General features: G+C 66.9%; 12 protein-coding genes. 3 read left to right on the forward strand and 9 right to left on the reverse strand.

Annotation, left to right across the window (positions count from 1 at the left end; genetic code table 11):
* Positions 1 to 113: 113 nt before the first annotated feature.
* On the reverse strand, positions 114 to 1430 hold the full coding sequence (gene gabT / locus J2X46_RS08665; RefSeq protein WP_310250685.1) for a 4-aminobutyrate--2-oxoglutarate transaminase: 1317 nt from the start codon (positions 1428 to 1430) through the stop codon (positions 114 to 116).
* Positions 1431 to 1548: 118 nt separating this feature from the next.
* Between gabT and J2X46_RS08670 the strand changes: the two genes are divergently transcribed.
* On the forward strand, positions 1549 to 2430 hold the full coding sequence (locus J2X46_RS08670; RefSeq protein ID WP_310249228.1) for a LysR family transcriptional regulator: 882 nt from the start codon (positions 1549 to 1551) through the stop codon (positions 2428 to 2430).
* Between the two features lie 52 nt (positions 2431 to 2482).
* Here J2X46_RS08670 and J2X46_RS08675 read toward each other — a convergent pair whose 3' ends face one another.
* From J2X46_RS08675 to J2X46_RS08685, 3 genes are all read right to left on the reverse strand, one after another.
* Positions 2483 to 2917 (reverse strand): heme-binding protein, encoded by a 435-nt coding sequence (locus tag J2X46_RS08675; protein ID WP_310249231.1) that lies wholly within the window; start codon positions 2915 to 2917, stop codon positions 2483 to 2485.
* A gap of 33 nt (positions 2918 to 2950) precedes the next feature.
* Entirely contained in the window at positions 2951 to 5116 is a 2166-nt protein-coding gene (locus tag J2X46_RS08680) for an FAD-dependent oxidoreductase (RefSeq protein WP_310249234.1), read from the reverse strand.
* A 148-nt stretch (positions 5117 to 5264) separates the two neighbouring features.
* Positions 5265 to 6575, reverse strand: a complete 1311-nt coding sequence (locus tag J2X46_RS08685) for an NAD(P)H-binding protein (RefSeq protein ID WP_310249237.1) — start codon at positions 6573 to 6575, stop codon at positions 5265 to 5267.
* A 478-nt stretch (positions 6576 to 7053) separates the two neighbouring features.
* Here J2X46_RS08685 and J2X46_RS08690 point away from each other — a divergent pair, with 478 nt between their 5' ends.
* Positions 7054 to 7437 carry an NAD(P)-binding domain-containing protein gene (locus tag J2X46_RS08690; RefSeq protein WP_310250688.1) on the forward strand — a complete coding sequence of 128 codons (384 nt, stop codon included), beginning with the start codon at positions 7054 to 7056 and terminating at the stop codon, positions 7435 to 7437.
* Here J2X46_RS08690 and J2X46_RS08695 read toward each other — a convergent pair.
* The 4 genes from J2X46_RS08695 to J2X46_RS08710 are packed head-to-tail and all read right to left on the reverse strand — an operon-like array spanning position 7358 to position 10746.
* Positions 7358 to 7969 carry an ABC transporter ATP-binding protein gene (locus J2X46_RS08695; protein ID WP_310249240.1) on the reverse strand — a complete coding sequence of 204 codons (612 nt, stop codon included), beginning with the start codon at positions 7967 to 7969 and terminating at the stop codon, positions 7358 to 7360. The two genes, J2X46_RS08690 and J2X46_RS08695, sit on opposite strands and share 80 nt — an antisense overlap.
* On the reverse strand, positions 7963 to 9117 hold the full coding sequence (locus tag J2X46_RS08700) for a thiolase family protein (protein WP_310249243.1): 1155 nt from the start codon (positions 9115 to 9117) through the stop codon (positions 7963 to 7965). Before J2X46_RS08700 ends, J2X46_RS08695 begins: the two co-directional genes overlap by 7 nt.
* Positions 9114 to 10142, reverse strand: a complete 1029-nt coding sequence (locus tag J2X46_RS08705; protein ID WP_310249244.1) for an AMP-binding enzyme — start codon at positions 10140 to 10142, stop codon at positions 9114 to 9116. Before J2X46_RS08705 ends, J2X46_RS08700 begins: the two co-directional genes overlap by 4 nt.
* Complete coding sequence (locus J2X46_RS08710; protein ID WP_310249247.1) at positions 10129 to 10746, reverse strand: biotin transporter BioY; 618 nt, start codon at positions 10744 to 10746, stop codon at positions 10129 to 10131. The genes J2X46_RS08705 and J2X46_RS08710 overlap by 14 nt, the downstream gene beginning before the upstream one ends.
* 161 nt (positions 10747 to 10907) lie before the next feature.
* On the opposite strand from J2X46_RS08710, the gene J2X46_RS08715 reads away from it, so the two are divergent.
* On the forward strand, positions 10908 to 11474 hold the full coding sequence (locus J2X46_RS08715) for a helix-turn-helix transcriptional regulator (RefSeq protein WP_310249250.1): 567 nt from the start codon (positions 10908 to 10910) through the stop codon (positions 11472 to 11474).
* Positions 11475 to 11517: 43 nt separating this feature from the next.
* Here J2X46_RS08715 and J2X46_RS08720 read toward each other — a convergent pair whose 3' ends face one another.
* Positions 11518 to 13344, reverse strand: coding sequence for a site-specific integrase (locus J2X46_RS08720; protein WP_310249252.1), 1827 nt, complete (start codon positions 13342 to 13344; stop codon positions 11518 to 11520).
* Positions 13345 to 14285 lie beyond the last annotated feature (941 nt).

Below are 14285 nucleotides of genomic sequence, written 5' to 3' on the forward strand. Positions count from 1 at the left end.
GGCTCAGCTGTTGTCCCGGCCAAGGTGCGTGCATGAGGCGACGAGCTGCGTGAGGGCCCGAGCCGATGGGTCGCCACCGACGACGATCCGGGCACGAGTGACGCTGATGCCTCTCACCGCGCCACTCCTGCGAACGCCTCGTCGAGGACGTCGAATGCTTCGTGCAGTTCGGCGTCACTGATGACGAGCGGCGGGAGGAAACGCAGAACATTGCCGTAGGTCCCGCAGGTCAAAACGATGACGCCCTGCTGGTGCGCATAGGTGGCGATCTGCTTGGCCAGGCCAGGGTCGGGTTCGGTGGTGCCGGCAAGGACGAGCTCGGCCGCGACCATCGCCCCGCGACCGCGAACGTCGCCGATCCGGTCGTCGCGGGCACGCAGCTTCTCGAGCCGGCCCTTGATGAGGTGTTCGACCTGGACAGCCCGATCGATTAGGTCGTCCTCGAGGATGGTGTCGATGACGGCGAGCGCGGCGGCGCATGCGAGCGGGTTGCCGCCGTAGGTGCCGCCGAGTCCTCCGGCGTGCACGGCGTTCATCATCTCGGTGCGCCCGGTGACGGCGGACAGGGGCAACCCGCCGGCGATGCCCTTGGCGCTCACGATGAGATCGGGTACCACGCCGTCGTGCTCCGAGGCGAACATCTTGCCGGTGCGCGCGAAGCCACTCTGGACCTCGTCTGCGACGAAGACGACTCCCTCGCGGCGACACCAGTCCGCAAGCCCGGCAAGGAACCCACGAGCGGGGACGATGAATCCCCCTTCGCCCTGGATGGGCTCGATGACGAGAGCCGCGAGGTTGTCTGCGCCGACTTGCTTCTCAATGACGTCGATCGCGCGCCGCGCCGCTCCCGGTCCGTCCAGACCGGAGTCCCGGAAGGGGTACGACAGGGGGGCGCGGTACACCTCGGGCGCGAAGGGTCCGAAGCCGTGCTTGTAGGGCATCGACTTGGCGGTCATCGCCATCGTCAGGTTCGTACGCCCGTGATAGGCGTGGTCGAACACCACGACGGCCTGCCGACCAGTGTGCGCGCGAGCGATCTTCACCGCGTTCTCGACTGCCTCAGCGCCTGAGTTGAAGAGGACGGTTCGCTTGTCGTGGTCACCCGGGGTGAGCTGGTTGAGTCGCTCCGCAACCTCGACGTACGGCTCGTAGGGGGTGACCATGAAGCAGGTGTGGGTGAACTCCTCAACCTGACGACGAACGGCGTCGATGACGCGGGGGGTACTTGAGCCCACGGTCGTGACGGCGATGCCGGAGCCCAAATCGATCAACACATTGCCGTCGACATCCTCGACGGTTCCGCCGTTCGCGCGAACGGCGTAGACCGGCATGGTCGTTCCGACGCCGTCTGCAACGGCGCCCGACTTCCGCTGCGCAATCTCGTTCGAGCGGGGACCAGGCAGTTCGGTGAGGAGGCGGCGAGCGGTCATTGCGGCAGGTGCGTGGGTGGTCACCCACTTAGCGTGCGCCGCCATCGGTCATGTCGTCCAATGCCGGTTCGGCTACAGCGATATGCGCTTGGAACATATGCGTGAGACGCTTGCTGCCATGGAGTTGCGCCTGTTGACGACCTTCCTCGCCGTCGCCCGTCTCGGCACCATCTCGGCCGCCGCAGGTGAGCTGCTGGTGTCGCAGCCTGCGCTGTCGCGCCAGATTCAACAGCTTGAGCGCGACCTGGGGCTCGTGCTCTTCACGCGTGCCGGTCGTAGGTTGGAACTCACCGCCGCCGGGCGTCGGTTCCTCGCGGCCGCCGACTCCGTGGCCTCTGCCGTGGACGGTGCGGCGTCGGTTGCCTCCTCCCTAGCCGCCGGCCAGCTGACTCGCGTCCGCATGGCGGCACCCACCACCACGCTGTCGGACGTACTCGCCCCATTCCTGGCCGAACTGTCTCCTGACGATCCACTCATCACTGTCGAAGAATGCACCTACCCGCAGGCCCTTGCCGCGATCGGGACGCGCGTCGACATGGCGATACTGACTGCACCACCGCCGCGGGAGCTCGCTGGCAAGCTCGTCGCGGAACTTCCGGTGTGGGCCTACGTCTCTTCTGATCACCGGTTCGCAGCCAGCCACGAGGTGGACCTTGAGGATCTTGCCAGGGAACGTCTGATCGTGCTTGACCGGTCCGCGCGGCCTCGTCTTCTGCTCGACGACGCCATGGTTGCTGCTTGCCTTGCCCACCATGAACCCATCGAGTGCGCACACCCGCGAGTCGCGCAGGCGCTTGCAGCGGCTCGTCGCGGAGTCGCTGTGGTGTCGGACGATCCGAGATTCGATCTCGTGCCCGTGGCCATCCGAACGCCCGCCGGTCGACTCAGCATCAACCTGCACGCCGCCTGGGACCGTGAGCATCATGCGGCGGTTGAGCTACACATCCTGGCCGAGCGTCTCCGGTCGTTCTGCGCTGGTCGCTACGGCAGCACGAGCTAGAACGTCGTGCGCTCGACGTCGCTCGACAGCCGACCCGGAGACGTTCGGTCGCCTACGCCCATGCGCCTCGGGGCGCGAGGCCCGCTGCAGCGATGGCCTCCATCGCCACCAGTTCGTCGTTGTCGGAGGTGTCACCGGACACGCCCACCGCCCCGACGAGCCTCCCGCTGACATCGTCGACCAGAACCCCGCCCGGTACGGGGATTACGCGTCCGTCGAGAGCTGCTGTCGCCGACGCCACGAACTGTGGCTGAAGCTCGCCCCGTTCCATGATCGCGCGAGAGTTCATGCCCAGCGCCAATGCGCCGTAGGCCTTGCCTCGCGCGATCTCGAATCGACCGATGGGCGAGGCGTCCGACCTCTCCGCCACGACGATGTGCCCCCCACCGTCGAGCACCACGATCGTCAGCGGCCGCAGTCGCAGTCGGTCTGCCGCGGCGTGGGCGGACCGTGCAATCCGTCGTCCCGTGTCCAACGACAAGGTCATCTCAGTCCATCCTGTTCTGTCGTGGAATGAGCGTCATCGGAGCGACGTACGGGATACCGGCGTCAAGGGCAGCACGTGCCGTAGGACGCCGTCGTAGTCCTCATCTCGCCACCCCAGGATGCGCTGCTCCCGAATGAATGGAAGCGGCGTGGCCGGGTCAGGGGTGTCGATCTCACGGCCCAGACGGTGGCCGTCGAAGACCGCCTCGGCGATGACACGCGGCTCAACGCAATCACCGATGCGTAGCACCTGACTGATCTCTGCGGAGCGGAGACGATCCGGCGCAGCAGTCAACTGCTCGTAGAGATCGTTGCGGGACCGACGCTGCGTGACTAGTACGACGGCGTCGACAGACCAACTGATGTTCTTGGCCGAGTGGTAGACGTTGTGCCCGCTCACCGTCCCTGGCTCGATGCCGTCGAGCGCGTGGCTCGTCACGAGCTCTACGCCGAGGTCGAGCAACGCGTGCATCACGTGCCCTCCTTCGTCGGTGTGGAACAGGTAGGAACCGACCTGGTCGGCGGGGGTGACGAGGGTGACCTCCTTGCCTTCCATGGCGAGCTTCTGCGCCAAGCTCGACCCCATGAAGTAGCCGTCGCAGTCGTAGACCAGAACTCGGTCGCCGTCGACTGCCCGCTTCTCGAGCATGACGTCCTCTGGCGTGAACACCATGGTCGGGTACGCGTCGGCGCCAGAGACGGGAACGTGGGTCAGAGGGCTCGTCCCCGTACGATCCCAACTCGCGCCTGTTGCGACGATGACCGTCGAGGCCCCGTAGTCCAGGACGTCTTCGAGGTCGAAGTGCTTGCCGGTGAGGACGCTGACATTCGACATCTTGGCCAGCTGGGCTTCGCGGTATTCCACCACTCGTCGCCACGTACGCAATCCGGGCAGCTGCGATACCCAGTTGACGTGACCGCCGATCTCGGTGGCGGCCTCTGCGAGGTGGACTGCTTCGAAACCGCGCTCGCCCAGTACACGTGCGCATTCCATGCCGGCAGGTCCGGCGCCGATGATGAGGACGGGGTCTTCGGCACGGTCGGAGGCATTGAACTTCTCGGGGTGCCAGCCGCGACGGTACTCCTCACCGACGGTGGCGTTCTGGGTGCAGACGATGCGACCGCCGCCATTGTTGAATCGCGAGACGCACATGTTGCAACCGATGCACTCCCGGATGTCATCGCCTCGACCCTCTCGGATCTTGGTGGGGATGAACGGGTCAGAAATCGCTGGGCGAGCGGCACCGATGATGTCGATGACCCCGTCACCTACCGCCCGGGCCATCAGTTCGGGGTCCGTGAACCGTCCGACGGCAGCGATGGGCTTTTTGGCGTAGGGCCGGACTTGCTCGATGTAATCGCGCTGCCAGAACGGTTCGAAGAACCGTGACGAGCTGACGTCGTCCTCGAGGTGCCCGACCTGCATGTCCCAGAGATCGACGATGTCATCAAGCAGTTCGACGACACCCACCCCGTCGTCGCTGACCTTGAATGCTCTGTCCGAGGTGTCGTTGAAGGAGTCCAAGCAGAACCCAGCCACGATGGCGCAGTCGTCACCGACCGCTTCGCGTACCTGCTCCAGCGTTTCCCGCCAGAATCGCGTCCGGTTCTCGAGAGACCCGCCGTACTCGTCGATGCGGTGGTTCCAGTAGCGCCACAGGAACTGCAGCGGGAGGGAGAACCCTTCACGCGCGGCGACCTGGATCAGGTCGAATCCGACGTTTCGGGCGCGGACTGCTGCAGCGACGTATGACTGCTGGATGCGACGGATGTCGGACTTGTCCATGGCGTAGCACGAGTGGCCCGACATGGCGCTGGCGACCTGTGAGGGTCCGCCGGCGGGAAGGCGCGTGACGTATCCGGTGTGGTCGGCGCCCATGTATACGAGCTGGACGCCGGCGAGGGCATCGAACTCGTGAACGCGCTCGACCATGAGGCGCAGGTTGGCTTCGTCGCGTTCATCGAGCAGTCGTGCTTGGACCCACGGCGAGTCGTCGCTCTCGGCGTCGACCGCGCAGTACTCGGTGTTGACTGCGGCCCATCCGCCTTCCGCCCGCATCCCTCGCAGGTATGCCTGCGCACCCGGATACTCCACCCCGAGACCGGAACAGTGGGGCGCGACGTAGAACCGGTTGCGGAAGGTCTTCGGTCCCACGCGGATCGGTTCGAACAGCGGCGCGTGGCGCGGGTCCATCGTCATCTCGCCAACGTAGGTTCAGCGGCTCACGGCGACTTCCGCGGAGACGGCTAAGTTGAGGTCTGCGATGTCAGTCATCTGACAATCGCTGTCACGTCACGCAGGAAGGGTCGCCCAGTGTCTCCGAGACGACCCCTCGCGATGCGGATCGTCACGCTGTGACGTGCTGGACAGCGTTGGCGAATGCCGTCGGATCGAAGTACGCGTGCTCGGAGGTCACCTTGCCGTCCACAACGGTGTCGACGAGTGTCGCGTACCAATGGACCGGTACTCCGTCGGTCGGCGCGCCGGGACCCACATACACGGCGCGACATGACAGCTCGCCGACCACGTGCGAGTCGGTGGAGACCACTGTCACGAGTTCGGTGTCTACGTGTCCGTGGGCGAACAGGGCGTTGTAGTCGGTGACGTGTCGCCGGAAGGCAGGCTTGCCTACAACGGGTGCGTCGTGGAAGGGCATGTCGGTGTAGATCATGTCGTCGGCGAAGCAGTCGAGCAGCGCGTCGAAGTCACTCCTGGCCCATGCAGCGACCAGACGCCTGAAGAGCGCCTCGTTCTGTGCAGCGAGGTCCGTTTGCTCGACACTCTCCGAGGTGTCCGTGGGTGCCGAGGGTTGAAGTCGTGCTTCGTTCTCGGCCAAGAATGACTCGAGGGTGCGAGGTGCGTGCCCGGTGATGCTCTCGACGTGGCCCGTGACCGTGGAGGTGTGTCCTTCGATGATGCTGACGGCGATCCGGGTCAGGTACGCGACGGTGTCCTCGTCATACCCGTCTCGGCGCATACGACTCTCAGCGTCGGCGACCGTCTCTTCGACGCCCAGCACGGGAGTCCCCTTCGCGGCACTGAGGTGGTCAGCAAGCTCGCTCAGCGTGAGCGCTTGCGGGCCCGTCAGGTCGAGCGCCTGCTGACTGGAGCCGCCGGAGATAAGCAGTTCGACGGCTACCTGGGCGATGTCTCGGGCGTCTATCCAAGCAGTTGCAGACCCGCCGGTGGTCATGACGATGATGCCGTCGTCGCGGACCATCGGCCCGAAGAAGTCATCGTCGATGAGGTCCTGCATGAACCAGCTCGGGCGGAGAATGGTCCAGTCGAGACTCGTGGCCTCTACCGCCAGTTCTGCTCGACGCTCCGCTACCTCGTCGGTGCGGGTCTCAGTCGCGCATTCGGAGAGCAGGACGAGTCGGCGTACGCCGGCGTCCTGCATGCGACTCACGAACTGCGTCACGACATCGACGACATCCTCGGACTCGGGCTTCACCAAGTACACGGCGTCTACGCCGTCAAGAGCCGACCCCCAGGTCGAGTCGTCGTGCCATTCGAATCTCGTGGGGACCCCGTGTCCGCCGACGAACTCATCCGGATTGCGGGATGCCGCCTTCACCGACACGCCACGCGAGACGAGCCCGGACACCACGTGTCGTCCCGTCTTGCCGCGCGCGCCAATCACCAGTACCTGACTCATATTGGGCCCTCTCGTCGTGTCTGCAGCCTCAGGCGCGACACGCTCCGTGCGATCGGTGAATCAGTCGTCGTGCTGGTCAGGGTCCGGCACGGGGGGACCCGGCGGGCCCGGCGGCTTGGCCGGCGGCTCAAGCTGCTCGTCCTCGCCCGCGGTGTTCGAGTTCTCGATCTCCGACATCGTTCCTCCTCAGGTTGAGGAACCGACAGTGCCCTGACAACGGCGTGGGGCCTTTGCCCAAATCCGCACAAGCGGAGTGCGGCGATTGACGCAGTACCAACAGTGTGCAGCGGCACGACAGCCTCGGCGGGCCACGAGGCCTCTGCCACGTCAGCCTGTCCTGCGATCGAGCACCACGACCGAAACCGGTACTCACCTCGACTGGGTCCGCCAACTAACGACAACAGAACGTCGCATGCAGATGCAGTAGATCGACCGGCGCCTTTCTGCGGATGACGTAGCAATGCGGCCGGGCGGGCTGATGAACATTGCTGGAACACCGTCCCTCTCGAAACGGGCGGCACCGCACCACGATCTGGCCACGAACAAGGGAGCAGTCAGCGTGACGACAGCAACGGACCGTTCCAACGTCGCCGTACTGGGCCTGGGACAGATGGGCGCGGCCATAGCCCGCGTTCTCACCGATGCGGGCCACCGCACCACGGTATGGAACCGCACCTCCGCGAAGGCCGACGCACTCAAGCAGTCCGCGTCAGTGGCTGAGTCCGCTGGCGACGCGTGCCGGGAAGCCGACGTCGTCTTCTCCGTCCTGAGCAACTACGCAGTCACTGACGAACTACTCCTAGCCTCAGACGTTCAAGACGCCTTGCGCGGCAAGACACGACCTGCTGGGGCAGGGCGGTGACGTAGCGCGCCACCGTGCGCGCGTTGCGCAGGTCGAGCAGCGTGGTCGGCTCGTCCATCACGAGGATTTCGGGGTCGGTGATGGTGACGGCGGCGAGTGCGAGCAGCTGCTTCTGCCCGCCGGAGAGCAGGTGTGCGGGATGGTCGGCGTGGCCCGCGAGGCCGTACGCCGTCAACGCGTCGGTGACGCGCGCGCCGATCTGGTCCTTGGTCAGTCCGCGGCGCCGCAGGGAGAAGGCGACGTCCTCGGCGACGGTCGGCATCACGATCTGCGAGTCCGGGTCGGTGAACAGGAAGCCGACCCTCGCCCGCACCGCGCGCGCCTCACGACGGGTGTCGAGACCGCCCACGGTGACCCGCCCGGTCGAGGGCGCGATCAGGCCGTTGAGCATCCGCGCGAAGGTCGACTTCCCGGAGCCGTTGGCGCCGATGACGCCGACCCGGTGCTCGTCGATGCGGACGTCGAGGTCCCGCACGACCGGTTCGGGACGGCCGGGGTAGGTGTGGGTCACTCCGTCGAGCTCGATCAGCACGCGTCCACCCGCTCCCCATCAACTCGCTCCACGACCATCGCGACCCCCAGCCCGCCGCCGGCAGCGATCGCCGCCAGACCGTAGCGCCCGCGCTGCCGGTCGACCAGCTGGGAGAACAGGCGCACGACGAGCACAGCGCCCGACGCACCCCACGGGTGACCGAGTGCCAGCGCGCCGCCCTCGCCGCAGACCCGGCCGGGGTCGAGCCCGAGGTCGTCGCAACAGGCCAGCACCTGGCCGGCGAAGGCCTCGTTGAGCTCGACGACGTCGATGTCGTCGAGCCCCAGGCCGGCGCGATCCAGGGCCAGGCGCACGGCCGGGACGAGTCCGATCCCCGGCCGAGCCGGTCCGACACCGCTGGTCGCGGTGGCCAGCACACGGAGGCCCGGCCGACCCATCCCGCGGTGGACCTCGGCACTGACGACGGCGACGGCGGCGGCGCCGTCGCTGATCCCGCACGAGTTGCCCGCCGTCACCGTCCCGCCCTCGACGAACGCGGGCCGCAGGCGGCCCAGTCGGGCTGCGGCGAGCCCCGGTCGGGGCCGGTCGTCGCGGGTCACGCCGTCGACCGGCACGACCTCCCGGTCGAACGCGCCCGCGGCTCGCGCGGCGACGGCGAGGTCGTGCGACCGGGCGGCGTAGGCGTCCTGCCCCTCACGTGATACCCCGGCCTCCGCGGCGAGCAGGTCGTTCGCGACTCCCATGTCGAGGTCGTCGGGGGCCGGGGCGAACGGGGCGCGCTCGTAGCGCACCGGCGGCGCGCCGTCGACCGGCGGCCAGGATCGCCACGGCGCGGTGCTCGCCGACTCGACCCCGCCCGCGAGCACGAGTCGGGCACCGTCCCGCACCGCGCGCACGGCGAGGTCGACGGCCGCCAGGCCGCTGGCGCACTGCCGGTCGACGGTGAGTCCGGGCACCGTGACGGGCAGCCCGGCAGCGAGCGCCGCGACCCGGGCGAGGTTCCCGCCCGGGCCCATGCAGTTGCCCAGGACCACGTCGTCGACCTCGGCGCCGGGCAGTCCGAGGTCGTCCACCACGGCAGCCAGGACGGGGCCGGCCAGGCCTGCAGCGTCGACGTGCGACAAGGAGTGGCCGGCCGTGCCGATCGCTGTGCGGGCTGCGGCGACGATCACGGGTGCGTCGCTCACCGAGCGTCCTCCGAGCTCAGCGCCGCCACGACCGCCGCCACGACCGCCGCCCGGTCCGGCTTGCCGGCCTCGGTCATCGGCAGGTCGTCGAGGACGACCCACCGGCGGGGGCGCTGCTGGGGTGTGAGCGCGCGCCGCGCGACCTCCGGCAAGCGGCGTACGTCGTCGGGGTCGGTGACCGCGGCGGCGACCACCTGGCCGAGGTCTGCGTGGGGCAGCCCGACGACGATCACGTCCCCCGCTGCGTGCGCGCGGAGCACCCGCTCCACGTCGGCGACCACCACGGTGGCACCGGCGGTCGTGATGCCACCCGCGCGACCGTGCACCCGGACGAGGTCACCCACCATCTCACCCCGGTCGCCGACGGTCATCCACCCGTCGGCGTCGCGGCGGGGCTCCTGCCCGGGCTCGAGGTAGCCCTCGCAGAGATAGGGCGACCGCGCCCAGAGCTCGCCGTCGCGCGCAGCGACCTCGACTCCGGGGAACGGACGGAGCGCCTCCGCGTGGTCGCCCCAGGCGACGAACGACAGCTCGGCCGCACCGTAGTAGTGGCTGATCCGGGCACCGGCCGCCAGCGCGGCGTCGTACGTCGCCCGGTCGAGGCCGTCGCCGGCCACCGTGACGTGGACGCCGGCAAGCGCCTCGGCGCGGTCGGCAAGCACCCGGCGCAGCGACGACGGGGGCAGCTGGGCGTGGCTCGCACCGTCGAGGGAGTCGACGACGGTCGCTCCCGCGAAGGTCGCGTGGGCGGCGGCGAAGAGGTTCATCGACGCGGTCAGCGGGCCGGGCACCCACACCCGGCTCGCCCCGTCGAGCCCCGTCAGCGCGGAGACGTGCGGGAACGAGTCGACCCAGGAGCCGGTCGTGCGCACGACCGTGCGCGCGCCTCCCGAGGTGCCCGAGGTCCGCAGCGCGACGCGGCGTCCCTGCTCGTGTGCGCCGACGAACGCGTCCAGCGGTGCGTCGGCCGCCAGGACGTCGACGACCTCAGGCTGGACCTCGGGCTGGACCTCAGGCTGGTGCATCGGCACGCTCGCGGCGTGCCCACGTCCGTCGCTCGGGCAGCAGGCCCGGCGTCGCGGCGTGGACCCCGCGGGCGACGAAGGCGCACACCACCGCCTTGACCAGGTCGCCCGGCATGAAGATCGCCGCAGCGGAGAAGGCGGCGCCCGGGCTCAGGTCCGCGCGCAGCGTCAGGCCGATGATGCCCAGGAGGTTGAGCACCACCACGCCGCCGATGATGTTGGCGGTGAGGCCGACCGGGAGCCGGTACGGCGCACCCGCGGCGTAGGTGAGCGCGCCCACCACGAGCGCGGCGACCGGGAAGCCGATGAGGTAGCCGACAGACGGTCCGGCGAAGACGCCGAGCCCGCCGCGGCCGCCGGCGAGAAGCGGGAGGCCGAGCGCGACGAGGGCGAGGAAGACGACGAGCGCGAGCGCGCCCCGGCGCGGGCCGAGGATCGCGCCGGCCAGCATCACGCCGAGCGACTGCGCGGTGATCGGGACGGCACCGCCGAAGGCGTTGACGGCCGGCACGAGGCCGAGGGCCGCGACGATGCCGGCGAAGACGGCGACGAGGGCGAGGTCGCGCGTGCTGTTCGGCCTGGAATCAGAGGTGGGGGTGGACATGTGAGGACCTGTCGACGACGGAAACTGAACAATGTTCAGGTTAGCGGTGCCGGTTGAAGCCGGTCGGCGACGTCCACCTCGTGAGTCACCACGGAACCGCAGCATCGAGACGTACCGGGCAGCCGCAGACGATGCGTTCCGAACCGCATACATTTGCTCAAGTGCCAACAGCCGCCCCGAAATCAGCGACCGCAGTCGAGAACCTCTGCTTCAACCTGAGCTCGATCAGAAAGGCACGTTCACTTACGCAAGCCCAACTCGGCGAGGCAGCTGGGATTACGCGCAACCACTACCAGCTGCTCGAGTCTGGACGTACCGCAACCGGCGACACAGCAAACCCACGGCTCAGTACCTTGGTAGCCCTCGCTGATGTCCTAGACGTCGAACTCACCACGCTGCTTCTCCCTCCGCGACCAACAGCCGTCTGGCGTTGGTTTACGGCAACGTCGAGCGCAGTCGAGGAGGCAAGCCATCGGATCTTCGACGACCTGATGACTGCTTCCGAGCTCCATCTGGGAAACGGTGCAGCGTTCGTGGGGATAGAAGACTCAACACTGACGATCGTGATGGGCATCGGTATCAAAGCCCCCGACAAGGCCATCGCGCGGACGATTGCCACGCAGTTGACCTCGGCGGCGGTGGAGGCCACCGGACTCAGCGGACGATTCGAACGCCGGGTTGAACTGGATCCGAGCCTGCGAGACCTCATCAGGACCAGCGATGCGTGACCGCATCAGGAACTGTCCTTCCGCAAATTCGAACTCAGTGTGCTCATCCGGCCCGGCGTTCCTTTTGCTGCTCAACATCGGCGCGAAGGTATTGGCGCTGTTGAGACACCAGAAGTGTTCGGCTTCGTAGCCTGTCCGCGATAGCGCGCTCGAACTCGTAGTTCGTCAGACCAAAGCAACGTGCCGCCTCCCCCGTTGCCATGTATAGATGTGACTCGCTCCTCTCAAGTTCGAGGAGGGAAGATATCGTCCGGACTACCTCGACGTCGTACTGCCAGGCCTTGTCGCGGCCACGCTCGGCCGTAAGCAGGCCCCGATTGCGGAGCGTCTGGACGTAGTGGATCGAGATGGCCAGTTCCCGCGCGACATCCTTCTCGGACATGTTTGGCATCAGTGCCGTCCTCCGCTCCAACTCGGCTCGCACGCTCGGACCGGACACCAGGATCCTGTTCTTGAAGCGTCTGGTTCCAGTCTTGTGTCGGAGGCCTTCGACTTCCTCGGCAGGCGCTAGGAGCAGGTGACCCTGCCTCACCATCCAACCCACGTGGGTTTCGTGGACACCGAGTGTGAGCGCTGCCTCCTTTTGGGTCATGTGTGGCGTGTCGGCGAGAGCGGGCGAGATGAAGAGGTCGCTGAGTTCTGAACGGATGACGTCCTCCCAGCGCTCTGCGACGACGATCAACTCCTCATCGGGCAGGTCGAAGTAGTGGCGAACGGTGGTGAGCGAACCACCGAATTCGGCCGGTGTTTCGTGGCCGAGGTATGCGCTCCACAGCTTGCCTCGAATGTTGCCGATGCCGATCACCGTCGAGCCAGACTTGCGTAGGAAGTGCCGTCCGATCTTGAAGCCGACGGTATCGAAGTCGAGCCCCACATCACGCAAGGCGCCTTGCCATCGAGCAATGACCACGCCCTGTCGCGGCTTGGGAAGCCCCTCCGTACTGATCAATCGACGCTTGAGCCATTCGTGCTCGAGGTCAGTGTCAAGGGGACGCGGTCCGTGCTGTGCCTCAATGTGCCGGTCGATGACCTCGGCGAGCACCGGCGCGATTGGGATCGTGCGGCGGCTGCTCTTCGTCTTGAGTTTGCCGTCCGCGTCGTCTGGCCGGCTCGGGTCACGCCTTCCTTCATTCTTCTGCAGTCCTCCCTGGCGCCGGACGCGCAGCGTGCGAGTGAAGGGATCCCAGTCGCGGAGCTCAACACCGAAGACTTCGCTGATCCGCAGACACCCGACGTACATCAAGAGAACTCCGACTTGGAGCCAGTCAGGGAACTGAGCTGCGAAGGTCTTGACTTCTGTAGGCGTGAGGGGTCGGGGCTGGACACGATCCCTCTGCGTAAGTGGGTTGTCCTGGACGCGGCCGACGACACCTCTCGCGACGTTAGTGGGCACAATCTTGAGTTCCATCGCCATGTCGCACGCCATTCGCACCAGCCTGATGTACTCGTTCGCGGTCAGTCGGGATAGGCGGTTCACGTACAGGTGGTCGGCAAACCGGTGAACCTGCTCGCGCGTCAGGTTGCGAACGTCGACGTTGTTGAAGAACGCCCCGTGCTTCGCCCAGTGAGCACGCATCTTCTTGGGCACTCCGTCGGCGGCAAGGTGCTTGTTGTTCTGGTGTGCGGTAATCGCTCGTTCGACCAGGTCGTTTAGCCGCGTCGGGACAGAGGGATCGAGAGTGGTTCGTTCACCCGGGGCGACGAAACCGGCCCTGAACTCGTCGACGGATGGCGCAATGGCACCCGCTGCCCAGGCAGCCTCGATGGCAAGTGCGTAGGCGTTGGCCTCGGCGAGAGTCTTGAACGAGGCGCGCAGCGTGTGCGTTCCTCGTGACCGCTGGACGCGATAGGTAGCACCGGTGACGTGCACCCCGGTTTCTAGTCCCTTCACCGCGCACCTCTCCGTGCCGTGCAATGCCGGCATTGGCGCGACACATGGGTGCTTGCATCAGAGTGCCCTCGGCACCTCGCTCTGCGGCGGTTGCGTGAGAGACGGATTGACGGCACTCCGTGCACCAAACTCCGCCAATGCCTGCCTGCAAACTTGCAGGATTGGCGGCCGCCGCGGCCGCGCAGACACATTCCAACGGCGAGGCGATGTACGGCAGGAAGTTCAGTCTGACCTGCGTAAACGCGTGAGGCGAGGTCAGCCGACGCCGACGCCCGGGTTGATCGAATCGTTCCCTCATAGATGTACGCAAAGGTCAGGGCGCGGCGAAAACCGCAGGTCACAGCGCCGAAGCGACTGTGCACTAGTGCAGACGCTGCAGGACTTGCAAGCGCACTTGCACGATTGGCGGCCCATCGCTCATCTGGTCTCATGCCAGGCATATCGGCGTCCGCAACGCAGGTCTGTACCTCCAGCCTGCCAACGACGGTTAGTCCGCAGCCTCGACGACTGTCCAAGTGACGGCATCAGCACCCGCGGGCGCAGGCAGCGACGACTTCCTTCCGGCGTGTCGAGCCGCAGGGCGTCATGAGCGGGAGGACTCTGGAAGGCAAGGAGTTGGCCATGAACGTGCGCTACACAAACTGTGAGAGCTGTGGAGTCGAACTGGCTTGGGTCCCCGACCTCGACCACCGACCCCTCGAGTCCAAACCGCGCGCTCGAAGCGACAGCGAGTCGGGCTACGTGATCGTCCGCCGCGCCGGCAAACTCTGCGTCGAACCCTCAGTCGATCACCCGAACACACCTCAGCACTACAGGATTCACGTCTGCTACGCCTGGCTCGCAGAGCGCCGCAACCGGGTTGCGTCTGTCGGGGAACTGATTAGTTGGTCGGCGCGAGTGGATGAGAGTCAACGAGGCAC

Origin of the sequence: Nocardioides sp. BE266 (assembly GCF_031457855.1) — a bacterium.
Taxonomy (GTDB): domain Bacteria; phylum Actinomycetota; class Actinomycetes; order Propionibacteriales; family Nocardioidaceae; genus Nocardioides.